The organism is Microbulbifer sp. ABF4_148, assembly GCF_056158985.1.
Map to the genome: position 1 here is coordinate 2,739,755 of NZ_JBSWUI010000001.1, position 17,996 is coordinate 2,757,750.

Below are 17,996 nucleotides of genomic sequence, written 5' to 3' on the forward strand. Positions count from 1 at the left end.
ACAACTACTAAAGTAATTTGCAAGAATTCGTAATGCGCTTCCCCTGTTGTTCCGCCCTAACCCCGTTGCACATAAATTGAGCAGTCGGATTAAGCGATGCAATAAGGGGAATAGTGCCAAACTATTTGGTCATGTGGCGGGGTTGCAATATGATACCGCGCAATCTGGCAGGCATCCGGGTGTCTCAATGACCACCCGTCCCCTATCCCTGTCACTCAACAGCTTTAAGTCAGTGTTACGAGTGTTACATGAGCAATAACCATCACCGTCTGATCATCCTTGGTTCCGGTCCCGCCGGTTACACCGCTGCAATCTATGCGGCACGCGCAAATCTGAAGCCGGTTGTCATTACCGGTATGCAGCAAGGCGGCCAGCTGACCACCACCACAGAAGTGGAAAACTGGCCGGGCGGCATCGCCGAGTTGCAGGGACCAGACCTTATGGTTCAAATGCAGCAGCACGCCGAGCGTTTCGAGACGGAAATCGTGTTCGACCATATCGACAAGGTTGATCTGCAGAAGCGCCCGTTCACGCTGGTCGGTAACGAAACCTATACCTGTGACGCTCTCATCATTGCCACCGGCGCCTCAGCCCAGTACCTGGGGCTGCCCTCTGAAGAGGCTTTTCAGGGTCGCGGTGTGAGCGCCTGTGCGACGTGCGACGGATTTTTCTACCGCGATCAAAAGGTCGCCGTGGTCGGTGGTGGTAATACCGCCGTGGAAGAAGCGCTGTACCTGTCCAATATCGCCAGCGAGGTCACCCTGATCCATCGCCGCGATGAGTTGCGTGCGGAGAAAATCCTGCAAGATCGCCTGATGGACAAGGTCGCCAACGGCAACATCAATGTTTGCTGGCACAACACGCTGGATGAAGTATTGGGTGATGACAATGGTGTAACGGGTGTACGCCTGCGCAGCACACAAGACGATTCCACCCAGGAGCTGGATGTGAGTGGCGTGTTTATCGCGATCGGTCACAAGCCCAACACGGGAATCTTTGAAGGCCAGCTGAAGATGAATGGCGGGTACATCATTGTCGAGAGCGGCCTCGAAGGCAATGCGACACAGGCTTCGGTAGAAGGTGTGTTTGCGGCTGGCGACGTATCTGACCATATTTACCGTCAGGCCGTGACTTCCGCCGGCACTGGCTGTATGGCTGCGCTGGATGCCGAGCGTTTTCTGGACGCCCAGAAGTAAGGGCATCGCCCATACTCTGTAACGAAGGGCGATCACTCGATCGCCCTTTTTGTTTGAGCTCCCCTATTCCCGACTTGCGGGCCAGTTATGTCCGGACACGAACAACCTCCGCTCGCTCTGCTCGACCCGGATCTTCCCGGTTTCCCGCCCACGGACCAAGCGCTCCGCGATCCAGACGGACTACTCGCTGTCGGTGGAGATCTCACGCCAGAATGGCTGGTAGAGGCCTATTCAAGCGGTATCTTTCCCTGGTATTCCGAGGACCAGCCGATCCTGTGGTGGAGCCCAGATCCCCGCTGTGTGGTATTGCCCGGGCAGTATTCGATCGGGCGCAGCCTCCGCAAAGCCCTGCGCCGGCAACAGTACCGGATTACCTTCGATCAGGACTTTGCCAGCGTGATCGACGCGTGCCGCAGCCCCCGCGGAGACGAGGCAGGCACCTGGATCACCGAGGAGATGCGCGATGCCTATCTCGAGCTCCATCGGCGCGGGCTCGCACATTCTGTCGAGGCATGGTGCGATGGCGACCTGGTGGGTGGCCTGTACGGCGTCGCATTGGGTAAAGTGTTCTTTGGGGAATCCATGTTCCACCGGGCAACCGACGCGTCTAAAGTCGCTTTCGTACACCTCGTACAACAATTACACTTGTGGGGATGCGAACTGATTGACTGCCAGGTAAGCAATCCACATCTATTGAGTCTTGGTGCAGTGACCCTGCCCCGCTGGGATTTCGAAGCGCGCCTAAGAGTGGGCGTTGCGGATGATCCGTTCGTACAGCCCTGGGTTCTGGAATGGAAATATGAGTAAGTTTTCCCGTCTCGACTCCATACGCCTGCTTGCAACCTTGCCGCATGAGTGTGGCTATCTGCCCGACCAGCAGGCGACAACCGTCTTTATCGACCCTCAAACGCCCATTGACCAGCGACTGTACAGCCAGCTATCGGAACTGGGTTTTCGACGCAGCGGCAATCACCTCTATCGACCCCAATGTGCAAACTGCAATGCCTGCGTCCCCTGTCGGCTGCCGGTTAACCTGTTCGTGCCCAGTCGGCAGCAGAGGCGCTGCTGGCGCCGCAACCGGGACCTGGACGTCTTCCATGTAGACTCGATTGATACAGACGAGCACTACGCCCTGTACGCCCGTTACATTGAGGAGCGTCATCAGGATGGAGAGATGTTCCCACCCTCACCGGATCAATTCAGAAGCTTTCTGTGCCCGGCATGGGGCAGTACCCGCTATATCGAGTTTCGTTGCCGCGGGCGCCTGGTGGCGGTGGCGGTGACTGATGTACTGAACGGTGCTGTGTCTGCTATCTATACCTTTTTTGATCCGGACGAGGCCCCGCGCAGCCTGGGCAGTTACTGCATTCTGTATCAAGTGGAATGGGCACGAAGGATGGGAATGGCCAGTCTGTACCTCGGGTACTGGATCGAGGACTGCCAAAAGATGGCATACAAGCGTCAGTTCCAGCCCAGCGAACAGCTCGCCGAGGGGCGCTGGCGACTCATTTCCCGCTCCAGCTGATGCGGTTTTGCGCCTCAGGGAGCCTTTCCTCTGCAGTGCTTTTGCGCTGACGGCGCTTTTCGTGCAAAATGCTCGCCCGTCGCGCCGCCGCCCACTACCCTAAACGGGTATCCCGGGGCCAAGCAGGGCTGTTTTAAGCCTACCGGCGTTTCCGAATCGGAGACTGGTGCCGCGGTAAAAAAATGCTTAGTTAGCTGAAATTGAAGGTTACCGCCGCATGGCAAAAGACGATTACATCGAAATGGAAGGTGAGGTGATTGACACCCTGCCAAACACCACGTTCCGCGTAAAACTGGAAAACGGTCATGTGGTGATCGCACATATCTCCGGAAAAATGCGCAAGAACTACATCCGTATCCTGACTGGCGACAAGGTGAAGGTTGAGCTGACTCCCTACGACCTGACCAAGGGTCGTATCACCTACCGCGCCCGTTAATTCCCCTGCGGAGTTAGCGCCGAACCCCAGGGTTCGAGCAGGCACAAAAAAGGCCACCAATTGGTGGCCTTTTTAGTTTGGTCTGGCAGGCTTGCTCAGGCCGTTTCCGCGGTTTTCACCTTGAGTTCATCGCCGTCGACGACGACTTCTACGCGGCCGCCCTCTTCTGACAAATCACCGAACAACACCGCTTCGGCGAGCGGCTTGCGCAGCTTCTCGCGAATCAGGCGCGCCATCGGTCGCGCACCCATATTCTCGTCATAGCCATGATTGGCCAGCCATTCACGGGCCTCTTCACTGACACTGAGGGTAACGCTCGACTCGTCGAGCTGGGCCTGCAGTTCGACAATAAACTTGTCGACCACGGTCTTGACAACCTCGAGATCCAGCGCGCCGAACTGGATGATGCTATCCAGTCGATTGCGGAACTCGGGTGTAAACAGCTTTTTGATTTCCTCCATCCCGTCTGTGGAGTGATCCTGGCTGGAGAATCCGATAGACCGACGGCTCATCAGCTGAGCCCCGGCGTTGGTGGTCATGATCAATACCACGTTGCGGAAATCGGCCTTGCGGCCGTTGTTATCGGTCAGGGTTCCGTGGTCCATGACCTGCAGCAACAGGTTGAAGACTTCCGGGTGCGCTTTTTCAATCTCATCGAGCAGCACCACACTATGCGGATGCTTCGTAACCGCGTCCGTGAGTAGCCCGCCCTGATCAAAGCCGACATACCCGGGAGGCGCACCGATCAAGCGGGATACGGTGTGTCGCTCCATATATTCGGACATATCAAAGCGGATCAGCTCGATACCCATGACTTTCGCCAGCTGGCGACAAAGTTCCGTTTTACCCACACCGGTGGGACCCGCGAACAGGAAGGAGCCTATCGGCTTCTCCTCAGAACCCAGTCCGGCACGGCTCAGCTTAATTGCGGTCGACAAGGCACCGATGGCGTCGTTCTGGCCAAAGACCACCATTTTCAGGTTTTCATCGAGGCGTGCCAGTTGCTGCTTGTCGGAAGCAGATACGCTCTTTGCGGGTATCCGCGCAATTTTGGCAATCACGGTTTCGATTTCCGTCACGCCGATGGTGTCCTTGCGGGACTCCGCGGGTAACAGAGCCTGATAAGCGCCAGCCTCATCGATGACGTCAATGGCCTTGTCGGGCAGGAAGCGTTCAGTGATGTGGCGATTGGCGAGTTGCGCCGCCGCCTCAAGGGCGCTGTCGGTAAAGCGCACCTTGTGATGGTCCTCGAAGCAGGTTTTGAGGCCCTGAAGAATCTGCACGGTTTCCTCGACCGACGGCTCGTGCACATCAATCTTCTGGAACCGGCGTGAGAGCGCGCGATCTTTCTCAAAAATACCGCGATACTCATTGAATGTGGTTGAACCGATACAGCGCAATTGTCCGCTCGAGAGCAGCGGCTTGAGCAAATTGCTCGCATCCATCACACCGCCGGAAGCGGCGCCCGCACCAATAATGGTGTGGATTTCATCGATAAACAGAACCGCGTGCTCGCGCTTCCTCAGCTCCGCAAGCAGCGCCTTGAACCGCTTCTCGAAATCGCCGCGGTACTTGGTGCCCGCCAGCAGGGAGCCCAGATCGAGGGAGTAGATGGTACTGTTGCGCAGCGGTTCGGGTACGTCTTCATCGACAATCCGTCGTGCCAACCCTTCTGCGATGGCGGTCTTCCCCACCCCGGACTCGCCGACAAGCAGTGGATTGTTCTTGCGTCGGCGCGCCAGCACCTGGGTGACACGCTCTACTTCAGGGCCGCGTCCGACGAGCGGATCAATCCGCCCAAGGATGGCTTCCTGGTTGAGATTGGTGGCGTAGCTCTCCAGGGGATCGGAGCCACCGGGCTCGGCACCCGGGCTCAGCTCTTCGTCGGTCTGATCCGGGGCTGACTCACTCGGATGGTGATTGTTGCCACTGGAGCCAACGCGGGAGATGCCGTGGGTGATGTAATTCACTACATCGATGCGGGCAACACTCTGTTGCTTGAGGTAGTAAACCGCCTGGCTTTCCTGTTCGCAAAAAATAGCGACCAGTACATTGGCACCGGTTACTTCTTTTTTGCCGGAAGACTGGACGTGGAAAACAGCACGCTGCAAAACGCGCTGGAACCCCAGGGTCGGCTGGGTTTCCCGTTCCGTATCGGCTTCCGGGATCAGCGGCGTCGTCGAGTCGACAAACTCGAGCAGTTCACGCCTGAGCGCACTCAGGTCTGCGCCACACGCGTGTAATACATCTGCGGCAGACTCATTATCGAGGAGCGCCAGCAAAAGGTGCTCGACGGTCATAAACTCGTGCCGTTTCGCTCGCGCACCCTTGAACGCCAGATTGAGCGTTACCTCTAAATCCTTGCTGAGCATTGAAACCTCAAACCCTAACTCGCCAAAATTACCCGCGTGTTACCTGGTCAGGCTGTTGACCCAACCCGGTATGCCCGGTTCCCTTCGGGCAACGGAACCCCGTCACTCAATCTTCTTCACCTTCGTCTGCCTCGATCTCACACAGCAACGGATGCTGGTTCTCTCTGGCAAACTGGTTGACTTGTGCTGCCTTTGTTTCCGCTATATCTCGAGTATAGACACCGCAGACTGCTTTTCCCTCCGTGTGTACCTGAAGCATCAGCTGGGTTGCCTTCTCGCGACCCACACCGAAAAACATCTCGAGAATTTCGACCACGAAGTCCATTGGGGTGTAGTCATCATTGAGCATGACGACCTTGTACATCGGGGGGCGCTTCAGTCGAGCGGGCGCTTCCTGCAGGGCGAGATCGCCACCGGCACCACCATGGTCGTCGAAATCATCGGAGCTCATATAAATAGAGGGAGTTACAGTCATAGTCATTATCAATGTACAAGCGGGAGGCGTGACGCGTCGCGTGACTGGGTCACGTCGGGATTGGTTCAGCCCTATTGATCAAGGCCCTATTGTAACCGGATTTGAACCTGAGCACAGTCGGGGGCACCCACCTTGACATTCAGAAGGCAGTTAGCTACAAGAGAGTTGTCTGTCGACTATTTCGCCAGTCAGGCCGCATTCGGAACCGCGGCCACTCTATCTGATTATGGATAACGATAAAGATACTCTGTAAGGCGACCATTTAGTCGCCGAGGCAATTAGAGGGATTTCGCCATGCCTACCGGTACCGTCAAGTGGTTTAATAACGCCAAGGGATATGGGTTTATTCTTGCGGATGAAGGGGGAGAAGATCTGTTCGCGCACTATTCCGCGATCCAGATGGAAGGGTATCGCACCCTCAAAGCTGGCCAGCAGGTAACCTTTGACATCATCAAAGGTGATAAGGGCTACCACGCGGCCAATATCGATGTTGCGCCCTCCTCCCAGGCACCAGCCCAAGAGTCCGCTGGTGATGCTGAAAGCGCGCCAGAGCCGCAGCGCGAGAGCGAAGCAGAAGCTTACTGACGCAACGCACCGTAAGCGCCCCGGGGTCTTTGCCCCGCCCGCCATCCCAGCCCGGGGGAAGCTCGGGTTGAATCCAGCTTTTGTTGAACGTCCAACAGGCCTTCGCTCGTCCAATTCAATACCTGATTAGCGTCCCATTCGGCACGGACGTTCAGGCAAAAAAAAGCCCCGAACCTCACGGTCCGGGGCTTTTTTGATTCAGCGCAAAGGGCTATTAAGCCATGTGCTTAATCACTTCGTCGCCAAACGCGGAGCAGGATTTCAGCTCAGCGTTATCCATCAGGCGCTCAAAGTCATAGGTAACGGTCTTGGCTTCAATGGCGCCTTCCATACCCTTGATGACCAGCTCGGCAGCTTCGTTCCAGCCCAGGTGACGCAGCATCATCTCGGCGGAAAGAATCAGGGAGCCCGGGTTTACCTTGTCCTGACCAGCGTACTTCGGTGCAGTACCGTGAGTTGCTTCAAACAGGGCAACGTCGTCAGACAGGTTCGCACCCGGGGCGATACCGATACCACCAACCTGCGCTGCCAGCGCGTCAGACAGGTAGTCACCGTTCAGGTTCAGGGTAGCAATCACGTCATATTCCGCCGGACGCAGAATGATCTGCTGCAGCATGGCGTCAGCGATCACGTCCTTAACCACGATTTCCTTGCCGGTCTTCGGGTTCTTGAAGCTGTGCCAGGGGCCACCGTCCAGAGGCTGAGCACCGAACTCATCGCGAGCCAGCTCATAACCCCAGTCGGCGAATGCGCCTTCGGTGAACTTCATGATGTTGCCCTTGTGTACCAGGGTGACGGAGTCACGATCCTGGTCAACGGCGTACTGGATTGCCTTGCGCACGAGACGCTTGGTGCCTTCTTCGGAGACCGGCTTTACACCGATACCGCAGTTCTGCGGGAAGCGGATCTTCTGAACACCCATCTCTTCCTGCAGGAATTTGATGACCTTGTTGGCCTCATCAGTTCCGGCTTTCCACTCGATGCCGGCATAGATGTCTTCGGAGTTCTCGCGGAAGATCACCATGTCGACTTTATTGGGCTCCTTCACCGGAGAAGGAACACCGCTGAACCAGCGAACCGGGCGCTGGCAAACGTAGAGGTCCAGCTCCTGACGCAGGGCAACGTTCAGGGAGCGGAAGCCGCCGCCTACCGGAGTGGTCAGAGGACCTTTAATGCTGACTACGTAGTCTTTAATTGCTTCGAGGGTCTCAGCCGGGAACCAGTCGCCTGCGTAGGTTTCAGCAGCTTTTTCACCGCAGTAGATTTCCATCCATGCGATGGACTTGTCGGCACCGTAGGCTTTTTCGACGGCAGCGTCGATAACCTTGCGCATTACCGGGGTGATATCCACTCCGATGCCGTCACCTTCGATGAACGGAATGATCGGGCGATTCGGAACGCTCAGCGAACCGTCGGAATTGACTGTAACTTTCTGGCCGTCGGCCGGCACTTGGATATGACCCATATTGCGTAGACTCCCAAAACTCTGTGAATATTTCGGTCGGGTGTTGCTTCAACCGCCCCCAAATTAGCCGGGGCGGAAAGAAAATCGGCGGGATTATAGCAGCATTGGCTCAATTTTGTAGTTTGATTACATTTCTTCGAGAGTTTTCCTCATGGCGCGTCTAGTCGTTTTCAACAAGCCATTTGGCGTCCTTAGTCAATTCACGGATGCGGATGAGCGCCCTACCCTGGCGAAATATGTGCCTATTAAAGGGGTCTATCCTGCCGGACGACTCGATCACGATTCCGAAGGCCTCCTGCTGTTGACCGATTGCGGCAACCTGCAGAACCAGATTAGCCATCCCAGGCACAAACTCCCAAAGACCTATTGGGCGCAGGTAGAGGGCGCGGTCACGGAAGAGGCCTTGGCCGCGTTGCGCAACGGCGTAGCGCTCAAGGACGGACCGACCGCCCCGGCCCGCGCGCGCTCAATGTCCGAGCCCAAACTTTGGCCCCGAGTTCCCCCGGTTCGCGAGCGGCGCAACATCCCCACCAGCTGGATCGAGCTTGAAATCCGTGAAGGGCGTAACCGTCAGGTACGCCGGATGACAGCAGCCGTGGGCTTTCCGACCCTCCGACTGATTCGCGTCGCCATCGGTAGCTGGCGGCTGGAGGATCTGGGGGTCGGTGAGTTTCGAGTGGAGGAGATATATTCGCCTTCCGCGCGAAAAACCGGCAAATCCGTTACGTCCAAACCCCGATTCCAGCGACGTCCCCGACGCTAGCCTGCTATAGAAGAAAGAATATATTCCGTGGAGTTGGTACGCGGCCTGATTCGTGGGTAAAATTGCGCCGCTTTCACGCCGGTGCGCTTTACGCAACCGGTCACGGGCCCCATAGAATTTGAATGGTACCCGTTCTTCTGTCGTATAAACGTTCCCGAGAGACTATGTCCACTACGCCCAGTAACCCGTCCAAGCGTGTCATCGTTGGTATGTCCGGTGGTGTCGACTCCTCAGTCGCCGCATTGCTGCTCATTCAGCAGGGCTATGTGGTGGAAGGCCTGTTCATGAAGAACTGGGACGAAGACGACGGTACCGAATACTGTACCGCCAAGGCTGATCTGGCCGATGCGGAAGCCGTGTGCCGCAAGCTCGGAATAAAACTACACACTGCGAATTTTGCTGCAGAGTACTGGGATCACGTATTCGAGTACTTTCTGGCCGAATACAAGGCGGGGCGCACCCCGAACCCGGATATTCTCTGCAACCGGGAAATCAAGTTTAAGGTCTTTCTTGAGTATGCAGAGGTACTCGGCGCCGACGCGATTGCGACCGGCCATTACGCCCGGCGTGCCGATGAGAACGGACGTACTTTCCTGTTGAAAGGGCTCGACGGCAACAAAGATCAAAGCTACTTCCTGCATGCCGTGGGCGAGGCGGAATTTGCCAAATCCCTGTTTCCGCTCGGCGAACTGGAGAAGCCGGAAGTTCGGCGTCTTGCCGAGGAAAACGGATTTATCACCCACAATAAGAAAGACAGCACCGGCATCTGCTTTATTGGCGAACGCCGCTTCAAGGACTTCCTCGAGCAATACCTGCCCGCCCAACCCGGCCGGATCCAGACGCCGGACGGCGAGGATATGGGGCAGCATGCAGGGCTGATGTATCACACAATCGGGCAGCGCCAGGGGCTTGGCATTGGTGGAGTGAAAGGTGCGAGTGATGAACCCTGGTACGTGGTGGGCAAAGACCTGCCAAACAATGTACTGATCGTCGCCCAAGGCGCGCACCACCCTCTCCTGTATGCCACGGGACTGAAGGCTGCCCAGGCACACTGGATTAACGGTACGCCGCCCGCCGGGGAATTCCGCGCAATGGCCAAAACCCGTTACCGCCAGCCGGACCAGGCATGCCTGGTCACGGTCATGCATGACGGTACCCTTGTGGTTGCATTTGACGAGCCACAGCGTGCTATTACACCCGGGCAGTCGCTCGTGCTCTACGATGGGCAAAAATGCCTCGGCGGCGCCGTGATCGAAGAGGCACTAGGGATTGGCGAACTTGTTCCTGAGCAGTACCGCGAACAGAACTAGTTATCAGCGCCCCTATGCCGGGCAAGTATTTGAACAACTGAGCAAGGACAGATTTTGAGTAACTGGCGCGAACAGGCCCTCGCATTAGCTGGCATATTTCAGGCTTCAGCGCTGGTAGAGCGCCTTGCGAAAACCGGCAATGCGCCCGAGGCCCAGCTGGAAACGGGTGTGTATAGCCTGTTCCAGCTGAACCCGGATAACGCGGAAGATGTTTATGGTGGTTTAAACAAAGTGCGCCCGGGACTCGAGATAGCTCGGGAATTATTGCGCTCGCGCCAGCATCCCGAATACACGGATTGTCTGCGCTACACGCTGTCGATTCTCTATCTGCAGCGTCAACTCGCCAAAAAGCAGGACTTGCTGTCGATCATCGGTAGCCGACTCGACAAAGCCCAAACGCAGTCAGAACACTTCACGCTGACACACGACAATGTGTTTTCCAATCTGGCGAGTATTTACAGTGATACGTTGAGTACCTTCCGCTTCCGCATCCAGGTGCTCGGGGATTTTAACTTCCTGCAACAACAGCGTATCGCCAATCAGATTCGCACCATGTTATTTGCCGGGGTGCGTTCGGCCACCTTGTGGCGCCAGCTGGGTGGGCGAAGGCTCCACCTGCTGTTTCAGCGAAAAAAGCTGCTCGCAGCAACGGAACAGCTATTGAAAGAATCGGAACTGGTCCACGAGTAGCCCAGTTCGGCAACACATCACACTTTTTACTAAAGCAATATTTGGATTTTGGAGAGTTGACATGACAGTCGCCCTTACTGCTCTTACTGCAGTTTCCCCAATCGACGGTCGCTACGAGAGTAAAACTGCTGCACTGCGCGATATTTTCAGCGAGTATGGCCTGATACGCGCGCGGGTAGAGGTTGAAGTCCGCTGGCTGCAAAAACTCTCCAACCATCCGGAAGTCAGCGAGGTGCCGGCATTCGATGCGGATGCGAATGCATTGCTCGACAAAATAGTCGCGGAGTTTTCCGTAGAAGATGCCGAGCGCATTAAGGAGATCGAGCGCACCACCAACCACGACGTAAAAGCAGTTGAGTACTTCCTAAAAGACAAGATTTCCGCGAATGCGCAGTTGGACGCGGTGAGCGAATTTGTGCACTTCGCTTGCACGTCGGAAGACATCAACAACTTGTCTCATGCATTGATGCTGCGTGCTGGGCGCGACGAAGTACTGTTGCCGGAAATGCGCAAGATCATTACCAAGATTGAAGAGCTCGCGCTGGATTTTGCTGACGTACCCATGCTCTCACGCACCCATGGGCAAACCGCAAGCCCAACCACGGTCGGCAAGGAGTTCGCAAACGTCGTCGCCCGCTTGCGTCGCCAGACTGCCCAAATCGCAGCGGTTGAGCTGCTCGGCAAGATTAATGGCGCTGTCGGCAACTACAATGCGCATCTGTCTGCCTATCCCGAAATCGACTGGGAGGCCAATGCAGAAGCCTTTGTGACCTCTCTCGGCCTGACCTGGAACCCCTACACCACCCAGATTGAGCCCCACGATTATATTGCCGAGCTGTTCGATGCCATTGCGCGCTTCAATACGATCCTGATTGATTTTGACCGTGACATCTGGGGTTACATTTCGCTGGGCTACTTCAAGCAAAAGGTGATTGCCGGCGAGGTGGGTTCTTCCACCATGCCACACAAAGTGAACCCCATCGACTTTGAAAACTCTGAAGGAAACCTCGGCCTGGCAAACGCCGTATTCCAGCATCTTGCGGCAAAATTGCCGGTGTCCCGCTGGCAGCGCGACCTCACCGATTCCACCGTGCTGCGCAATATGGGCGTTGGGGCGGGCTATTCTACGATTGCCTACGCGGCAACGATGAAAGGCCTGGGCAAGCTGGAGATCAATCGTGAGCGCCTGGCGGAAGACCTGGACAACGCCTGGGAAGTACTCGCCGAACCGATTCAAACGGTAATGCGTCGCTACGCTATTGAGGAACCCTACGAGAAACTCAAGGCACTGACTCGCGGCCAGGGCATCACCCGTGAGACCCTCAAGGTCTTTATCGATAATCTGGAGATCCCCGATAACGCCAAGGCGGAGTTGCACAGCATGACTCCGGCAAGCTATATCGGTAACGCGATCGCCCAGACCAAGAAGATCAAGGCGTAATTGTGAGCGGAGAGCGCCATGCCCCTTTAACGCATCTTGGGGACATGCCAATCGCAGAATTCCTGCGGGATTATTGGCAACAAAAGCCACTGCTGATCCGCAATGCCTTCCCGGGCTTTGAAAGCCCCATATCCGGGGAGGAGCTTGCGGGTATGGCGCTTGAAGAGGCCGTCGAATCCAGGCTTGTTCTGGAGAACGGGGATTCAGGTCCCTGGGAACTGCGTACGGGCCCCTTTACCGAGGAAGAATTCCTCGCCCTGCCAGCATCGCACTGGACCCTTCTGGTCCAGGCGGTGGATCAGTGGGTGTCGGAAGTGGCGGCGCTCAAGCAACTGTTTCGCTTCCTGCCCGACTGGCGCCTTGATGATGTCATGATCAGCTATGCGGCGGATAAAGGCAGTGTTGGTCCGCACTTTGATCATTACGACGTATTTCTTTTGCAGGCAGAAGGTAAGCGTCTGTGGCACCAGGGCCCCAAGGCAGACGACAGCAGTCCGCGACTTGAGCAGAGCCGGCTCAATATCCTGCGGGATTTTGAACCGCAGAATAGCTGGCTACTGGAGCCTGGCGACATGCTGTATCTGCCGCCCCAGTACAGTCACTGGGGTGTTGCCGATGGGGCTTGTACGACGATCTCCGTCGGATTTCGCGCGCCGTCCGCGGCGACGATCCTGGAAGATCTCGCCGCGGAAATGGCGAGCAAGCTGCCGGCACACCAGCGATATACCGATCCAGGCATCGTCCCCGCCTCCTCTCCGTCTGAAATTGACCCGGACAGTGTGACGCGGATGCAAACGCTGCTCGCACAATGGCTGCAACAACCGCAAACGGTTGCCCAGTGGATGGGGGCAGTCATGACGGAAGCCAAGTATCCGGAAACCGTTGCACTTGATGCCGGAAGCGCCTCTGATTGGCGCGAACAGCTGGCGACGGGCGAAACGTTGATACTAAATCCCGCTTCACGCGCCGCGTTCAGTCGTGACCCAGCGTGCCTGTACGTCGATGGCGAGCCGTTCCCGGTCCCGCTCGCATTTGCCATGCACTTCTGTGAGACGCATGCCATCCATAGCAAGGACCTGCTGGATTATGGGGCAATCGGCGAGGCGAATGGCGTGATCGATCAGCTCGTCGATCAGGGGTCATTGATCTATGTTCCGGAGGACTTTTAATGACGGCGGTGATTGTCAGGCCAGCCGACTGGGCACGGGACAAACAGGCGATTCGCAGTATTCGTGAACCCGTATTTGTGATCGAACAGCAAGTTGATCCGGCACTGGAGTGGGACGACCAGGAAGAATCGGCACAACACTTTCTGGTCATTGCCGGCGATACACCTGTTGGTACCGGTCGAATTACTCAGGGCGGCAAAATTGGCCGGATGGCGGTGCTCGCCAGTGAGCGTGGTAAAGGCTATGGTCATCAGCTACTGGAAGCCATTTGCCAGTACGCAGCAGCACACGGGTTTGCCGCTGTCTACTTACATGCCCAGTGTCACGCCGAAGAATTTTATCGCAAAGCGGGCTTCGTGCCGGAGGGCGAAACCTTTCTCGAAGCCGGCATCCAGCATATCCGGATGGTGCGACATTTTGGCTGATGAGCAGAACCGCACAGGTGAGCGCTTGTCTCACGAGGGCGCCGAAGCTTTTCGGGCTACCTTGCGCACTATGGTCTCGCAATGTCGCCGTGAGCTGCTGGTATTTTCCGAGCAGCTACTGAAAGCCGTTTACCACGATCCGCTGGTGGTCGAGGAGATCTCAGAGCTCGCCCGCAGCAGTTCCAAGGTCAAGGTTCAATTGCTCGTGCGCGATACCACGACACTCTGGCGCGACTATCACCGGCTCACGCCCCTCATTCAGCGTCTCAGCTCACGCATCGAGCTGCGCCAGATTCAGGCGACTGCCAGCACCAAGGACTGGGAGTTTGCGGTTGGGGACCGACGCCACGTATTGATCTGTGAAGACCGGGAAGCCTGGGCAGCAACCTATCTTCCTGAAGATCGCGTTCGTGCTGCAAAGTATGCAGAGATCTTCGCGCAGGAGTGGAATCTCGGCAAAGCGGACCCCAACCTGCGCCGACTGTCGCTCTAACTCTATCCCCAAACCACCTCGCTTCTTGTCGATGCTACGATCCGACAAACTTCATGAGCAGAACGAAAAAGGGCCCGCAGTTGCGGACCCTTATTTGAATCGACTCTGCGCAACCCTTAAGCGTTACGTTGTTTGAACTCTTTTCTGCGACGGTGCAAAACAGGTTCGGTATAGCCGTTGGGCTGGGCGCACCCCTCAAAGACCAGCTCGCACGCGGCCTGGAATGCCACATTACTGTCGAAGTCAGGGGCCATATTCTGGTAGCTCGGATCACTGGCGTTCTGGCGGTCAACAACCGCAGCCATGCGCTCCATGGTCTCGCGCACCTGCGCTTCGTTCACCACACCCTGGCGCAGCCAGTTAGCGATATGCTGGGAGGAAATTCGCAGTGTAGCGCGGTCCTCCATCAGGCCGACATCATTAATGTCAGGTACCTTGGAGCAGCCAACGCCCTGATCAATCCAGCGCACTACGTAGCCGAGAATACCCTGCGCATTGTTATCCAGCTCGAGCTGGATTTCCTCTGCACTCCAGTCTGGATTCTCCGCGACCGGTACGGTGAGGATGTCGTCCAGCGAGGCCGGCGCTCGCGAGCGAATCTCTTCCTGGCGCGCAGCAACATCGACCTGATGGTAGTGAAGCGCATGCAGGGTCGCTGCTGTTGGCGAGGGGACCCATGCGGTATTTGCGCCGGCCATGGGATGTCCGATCTTTGCCTCCATCATGGCCGACATCTGATCGGGGATCGGCCACATTCCCTTACCGATTTGGGCACGTCCCTGAAGACCTGTCGCCAGGCCTGTATCGACATTCCAATCCTCATAGGCGCTAATCCATTTGGATTGCTTCATGTCGCCCTTACGGATCATCGGGCCGGCGAGCATGGATGTATGGATTTCATCACCGGTGCGATCCAGGAAGCCGGTATTGATAAATACGACTCGCTCTTTGGCCGCAGCAATACAAGCTTTCAGGTTAACGGTAGTGCGGCGCTCTTCGTCCATGATGCCCATCTTGAGGGTGTTACGGCTGAGCCCAAGAGCATCTTCGACTTTATTAAACAGTGTGTTGGCGAAAGCCACTTCTTCCGGGCCGTGCATCTTGGGTTTAACAATATAAACACTGCCGGTGCGTGAGTTTCCGAGATCACCCGTCGCCTTGAGATCATGCATGGCAATCAGGCTGGTGAACATCGCATCCATGATCCCTTCCGGCACTTCGTTGCCCTGCGCATCCAGGATAGCGTCGTTGGTCATCAGGTGACCGACGTTGCGAACAAACATCAGGCTGCGACCTGGGAGCACCATAGGGTTGCCGTCACGTCCGGTATATTCACGGTCCGGATTCAGCGCCCGCTCGATGGTCTTGTCACCTTTGACAATACGCTCTTTGAGATCGCCCTTCATCAGGCCGAGCCAGTTCCGGTACACAATTGCCTTGTCTTCCGCGTCGACAGCCGCAACGGAATCCTCGCAATCCATAATGGTGGTGAGTGCAGATTCGAGTAAAAGATCTTTTACGCCGGCCGCATCGTTTTTGCCGATCGGGCTTTCGCGGTCAATCTGTATCTCAAAACGAAGCCCATTCTGCTGTAACAGAATGGCTTCCGGCGCGTTGGCATCGCCACGATAGCCAAGATACTGACCGCGGTTTTGCAGTGTTGCAACGGAGCCATCGGACAGGATCACCTCTACCAGCTGACCATTGATCCGATATTCACTGGCGTCATAGTGACTGCCAGTTGTCAGCGGCGCAGCGCGATCAAGGAAGGCGCGCGCATAAGCAATAACGCGGTCGCCGCGAACAGGGTTATACGCTGCGGTTTTCTCTGCTCCACCCTCTTCCCCGATCACATCGGTCCCGTAAAGGGCGTCGTACAGGCTGCCCCAACGGGCATTCGCCGCGTTCAATGCGTAGCGGGCGTTCATCACCGGTACGACAAGCTGAGGGCCGGCCATTGTCGCAATTTCCGCATCAACGTTGGTTGTCGTCGCAGTAAAATCAGCCGGTTCGTCCACGAGATAGCCAATTTCCCGCAGAAAGGCTTTATACGCATCCAGATCCTGATAGCCCTTCGGGTTGTCCAGGTACCACTGGTCGATGGTCTCCTGCAGCGCATCACGCTTGGCCAGCAGACTACGATTGATCGGGGACAGCTCACCGACGATATCCGAGAGCGCTGACCAGAACTGTCCGGGCTCAACCCCGGTTCCCGGTATAACCTCTTCATTGACCAAGTCGTATAGAACCTGGGCTACCTGCAAATTACCGATCTGGACTCGTTCCGTCATATCCTCACCTCGGGCTGGACACTGGTTTTTGCGGCATTCTATACGTCCGAACAAGTATCGGACCAATCTATGATGAATATACCCATCATTGACCTAGTGAATTTTCTTTCTAGTAGCGGTCAGAGTGCGCGGCCGACATCCAGAATCAGACGTCGCAGCCAACGATGCGGCGCGCTTTGCTGGAGCAAGGGGCTCCATGCCATCTTCAGTTCAAAGGGTGGAATCTCAAGCGGAGGATCGCGGCGCACCACACGGGGGTTGTTGGCCGCCAACAGCGCCATGCGCGTCGGCACAGTCACGACGAGGTCGCCCTGCTCCGCCAACAGCATCGCCACCTGGTAGTGGCGGGTGAACACAGCGATATCACGCTTCTCGCCGAGCTTGGCAATGGCTTCATCCACCCAGCCTAGCCTCTGCACATCCTCAGGGTTTACGCCAACCCCGACCCCCATGCCGGTTTTACTGACCCAGATATGCTGCGCCTTCAAATACTCCTGCAGAGTGTAGTTCTCCAACACCGGATTATCGGCGCGCATAATGCAGGAAAAGGTGTCCCGCCAGACAGTCGCCTGATGGAAGCTCTGGGGCATGCTATCAAAGCGATTGATCACCATATCGACTTTGCCCTGTTCGACATCGACAAAGCTCACATCACTCGGCGTCATAATATCCAGGCTAATCCCGGGCGCCAGTTCACGCAGTCGCTGTAGCAAGGGTGGGATGAGCGTCGATTCGGCGTAGTCGCTCGCCATAATGCGGAAGGTTCGGCGCGTAAGCTCTGGCTCAAAATCGCGGTTGGGCTGCACAACCCGATCGATCGCTGCAAGCGCTTCACGCACCATGGGCTGCAACTCCATCGCACGCTCCGTCGGCATCATTCCCTCTCGGGTACGGACCAACAGTGGGTCTTCAAACAGGTCTCGCAAGCGCTTGAGGCCATTGCTCATCGCCGGCTGCGACAAGCCCAGGTAATTCGCGGCCCTTGTCACATTGCGCTCCCTGAGTAATACATCCAAATAAACCAACAGATTCAGGTCGGCGCGCTCCAAATTCATACATTCACCCGGTCGATAGCGGCAATAGGAACAATAAATTCGCCAAATTATGCCAAGATTCCTAAGATACTCAACCGTTACCGACTCTCCTGCCCGTAGTCGACGTGTTACACCTTCCAATGAAACCCCAGCGGGTGAGAGCTTTGTGTCGCGACGGACATACTGCGGCGCTAACGGGGAAGTGGGACAAGTAGCCAACATGGGCTTTCGTCGCTGAATAAATTGTGGGGCTGGCAGGTTTTCCCCCGCGCGCATCCAGGACGGGGCTGGTCGTTCAGAATTCCAGGGTTATCGGCTGCAGTCCG

General features: G+C 56.5%; 17 protein-coding genes. 12 read left to right on the forward strand and 5 right to left on the reverse strand.

Annotated elements, in window-relative coordinates:
* Positions 1 to 248: 248 nt before the first annotated feature.
* From trxB to infA, 4 genes are all read left to right on the forward strand, one after another.
* On the forward strand, positions 249 to 1,196 hold the full coding sequence (trxB, locus tag ACXAD0_RS12030) for a thioredoxin-disulfide reductase (RefSeq protein ID WP_475088679.1): 948 nt from the start codon (positions 249 to 251) through the stop codon (positions 1,194 to 1,196).
* 87 nt (positions 1,197 to 1,283) lie between these two features.
* Positions 1,284 to 2,003, forward strand: a complete 720-nt coding sequence (aat, locus tag ACXAD0_RS12035; RefSeq protein WP_475088680.1) for a leucyl/phenylalanyl-tRNA--protein transferase — start codon at positions 1,284 to 1,286, stop codon at positions 2,001 to 2,003.
* Positions 1,996 to 2,721 (forward strand): arginyltransferase, encoded by a 726-nt coding sequence (locus tag ACXAD0_RS12040; protein ID WP_475088681.1) that lies wholly within the window; start codon positions 1,996 to 1,998, stop codon positions 2,719 to 2,721. The genes aat and ACXAD0_RS12040 overlap by 8 nt, the downstream gene beginning before the upstream one ends.
* A 217-nt stretch (positions 2,722 to 2,938) precedes the next feature.
* Positions 2,939 to 3,157 carry a translation initiation factor IF-1 gene (gene infA / locus ACXAD0_RS12045; RefSeq protein ID WP_067081888.1) on the forward strand — a complete coding sequence of 73 codons (219 nt, stop codon included), beginning with the start codon at positions 2,939 to 2,941 and terminating at the stop codon, positions 3,155 to 3,157.
* A 95-nt stretch (positions 3,158 to 3,252) separates the two neighbouring features.
* On the opposite strand, the gene clpA is transcribed toward infA, so the two are convergent.
* Positions 3,253 to 5,529, reverse strand: coding sequence for an ATP-dependent Clp protease ATP-binding subunit ClpA (gene clpA / locus ACXAD0_RS12050; RefSeq protein WP_475088682.1), 2,277 nt, complete (start codon positions 5,527 to 5,529; stop codon positions 3,253 to 3,255).
* 106 nt (positions 5,530 to 5,635) lie between these two features.
* Positions 5,636 to 5,980: an ATP-dependent Clp protease adapter ClpS gene (gene clpS, locus ACXAD0_RS12055; RefSeq protein ID WP_475090373.1), complete on the reverse strand. Its 345-nt coding sequence runs from the start codon at positions 5,978 to 5,980 to the stop codon at positions 5,636 to 5,638.
* Between the two features lie 318 nt (positions 5,981 to 6,298).
* Here clpS and cspD point away from each other — a divergent pair, with 318 nt between their 5' ends.
* Positions 6,299 to 6,589 carry a cold shock domain-containing protein CspD gene (cspD, locus tag ACXAD0_RS12060; protein WP_475088683.1) on the forward strand — a complete coding sequence of 97 codons (291 nt, stop codon included), beginning with the start codon at positions 6,299 to 6,301 and terminating at the stop codon, positions 6,587 to 6,589.
* A gap of 214 nt (positions 6,590 to 6,803) precedes the next feature.
* Here the strand turns inward: cspD and icd are convergent, their stop codons facing one another.
* On the reverse strand, positions 6,804 to 8,054 hold the full coding sequence (gene icd, locus ACXAD0_RS12065) for an NADP-dependent isocitrate dehydrogenase (protein ID WP_475088684.1): 1,251 nt from the start codon (positions 8,052 to 8,054) through the stop codon (positions 6,804 to 6,806).
* Between the two features lie 151 nt (positions 8,055 to 8,205).
* Here icd and ACXAD0_RS12070 point away from each other — a divergent pair, with 151 nt between their 5' ends.
* From ACXAD0_RS12070 to ACXAD0_RS12100, 7 genes are all read left to right on the forward strand, one after another.
* Positions 8,206 to 8,817: a pseudouridine synthase gene (locus ACXAD0_RS12070; RefSeq protein WP_475088685.1), complete on the forward strand. Its 612-nt coding sequence runs from the start codon at positions 8,206 to 8,208 to the stop codon at positions 8,815 to 8,817.
* Positions 8,818 to 8,981: 164 nt separating this feature from the next.
* Positions 8,982 to 10,127, forward strand: a complete 1,146-nt coding sequence (gene mnmA / locus ACXAD0_RS12075) for a tRNA 2-thiouridine(34) synthase MnmA (RefSeq protein ID WP_475088686.1) — start codon at positions 8,982 to 8,984, stop codon at positions 10,125 to 10,127.
* A gap of 51 nt (positions 10,128 to 10,178) precedes the next feature.
* Positions 10,179 to 10,817, forward strand: coding sequence for a high frequency lysogenization protein HflD (hflD, locus tag ACXAD0_RS12080; protein WP_475090374.1), 639 nt, complete (start codon positions 10,179 to 10,181; stop codon positions 10,815 to 10,817).
* Between the two features lie 61 nt (positions 10,818 to 10,878).
* Positions 10,879 to 12,258 carry an adenylosuccinate lyase gene (purB, locus tag ACXAD0_RS12085; protein WP_475088688.1) on the forward strand — a complete coding sequence of 460 codons (1,380 nt, stop codon included), beginning with the start codon at positions 10,879 to 10,881 and terminating at the stop codon, positions 12,256 to 12,258.
* Positions 12,259 to 12,302: 44 nt separating this feature from the next.
* Entirely contained in the window at positions 12,303 to 13,427 is a 1,125-nt protein-coding gene (locus tag ACXAD0_RS12090; RefSeq protein ID WP_475088690.1) for a JmjC domain-containing protein, read from the forward strand.
* Positions 13,427 to 13,852, forward strand: coding sequence for a GNAT family N-acetyltransferase (locus ACXAD0_RS12095; RefSeq protein ID WP_475088691.1), 426 nt, complete (start codon positions 13,427 to 13,429; stop codon positions 13,850 to 13,852). Before ACXAD0_RS12090 ends, ACXAD0_RS12095 begins: the two co-directional genes overlap by 1 nt.
* A complete protein-coding gene (locus ACXAD0_RS12100; RefSeq protein ID WP_475088692.1) occupies positions 13,845 to 14,345 on the forward strand; it encodes a DUF7931 domain-containing protein in 501 nt (166 codons plus the stop codon). The genes ACXAD0_RS12095 and ACXAD0_RS12100 overlap by 8 nt, the downstream gene beginning before the upstream one ends.
* Before the next feature lie 116 nt (positions 14,346 to 14,461).
* Here ACXAD0_RS12100 and ACXAD0_RS12105 read toward each other — a convergent pair whose 3' ends face one another.
* Both ACXAD0_RS12105 and ACXAD0_RS12110 read right to left on the reverse strand, forming a co-directional pair.
* Complete coding sequence (locus ACXAD0_RS12105) at positions 14,462 to 16,636, reverse strand: malate synthase G (RefSeq protein WP_475088693.1); 2,175 nt, start codon at positions 16,634 to 16,636, stop codon at positions 14,462 to 14,464.
* A gap of 119 nt (positions 16,637 to 16,755) precedes the next feature.
* Positions 16,756 to 17,691 carry a LysR family transcriptional regulator gene (locus ACXAD0_RS12110; RefSeq protein WP_475088694.1) on the reverse strand — a complete coding sequence of 312 codons (936 nt, stop codon included), beginning with the start codon at positions 17,689 to 17,691 and terminating at the stop codon, positions 16,756 to 16,758.
* Positions 17,692 to 17,996: the final 305 nt, after the last annotated feature.

Coding starts and splice junctions, on each gene's coding strand:
- ACXAD0_RS12070 (WP_475088685.1), top strand. CDS start 8,206: ATGGCGCGTCTAGTCGTTTTCAACAAGCCATTTGGCGTCCTTAGTCAA.
- ACXAD0_RS12095 (WP_475088691.1), top strand. CDS start 13,427: ATGACGGCGGTGATTGTCAGGCCAGCCGACTGGGCACGGGACAAACAG.
- ACXAD0_RS12110 (WP_475088694.1), bottom strand. CDS start 17,691: ATGAATTTGGAGCGCGCCGACCTGAATCTGTTGGTTTATTTGGATGTA.
- infA (WP_067081888.1), top strand. CDS start 2,939: ATGGCAAAAGACGATTACATCGAAATGGAAGGTGAGGTGATTGACACC.
- clpA (WP_475088682.1), bottom strand. CDS start 5,529: ATGCTCAGCAAGGATTTAGAGGTAACGCTCAATCTGGCGTTCAAGGGT.
- clpS (WP_475090373.1), bottom strand. CDS start 5,980: ATGAGCTCCGATGATTTCGACGACCATGGTGGTGCCGGTGGCGATCTC.
- aat (WP_475088680.1), top strand. CDS start 1,284: ATGTCCGGACACGAACAACCTCCGCTCGCTCTGCTCGACCCGGATCTT.
- mnmA (WP_475088686.1), top strand. CDS start 8,982: ATGTCCACTACGCCCAGTAACCCGTCCAAGCGTGTCATCGTTGGTATG.
- ACXAD0_RS12105 (WP_475088693.1), bottom strand. CDS start 16,636: ATGACGGAACGAGTCCAGATCGGTAATTTGCAGGTAGCCCAGGTTCTA.
- trxB (WP_475088679.1), top strand. CDS start 249: ATGAGCAATAACCATCACCGTCTGATCATCCTTGGTTCCGGTCCCGCC.
- cspD (WP_475088683.1), top strand. CDS start 6,299: ATGCCTACCGGTACCGTCAAGTGGTTTAATAACGCCAAGGGATATGGG.
- icd (WP_475088684.1), bottom strand. CDS start 8,054: ATGGGTCATATCCAAGTGCCGGCCGACGGCCAGAAAGTTACAGTCAAT.
- purB (WP_475088688.1), top strand. CDS start 10,879: ATGACAGTCGCCCTTACTGCTCTTACTGCAGTTTCCCCAATCGACGGT.
- ACXAD0_RS12040 (WP_475088681.1), top strand. CDS start 1,996: ATGAGTAAGTTTTCCCGTCTCGACTCCATACGCCTGCTTGCAACCTTG.
- ACXAD0_RS12090 (WP_475088690.1), top strand. CDS start 12,303: ATGCCAATCGCAGAATTCCTGCGGGATTATTGGCAACAAAAGCCACTG.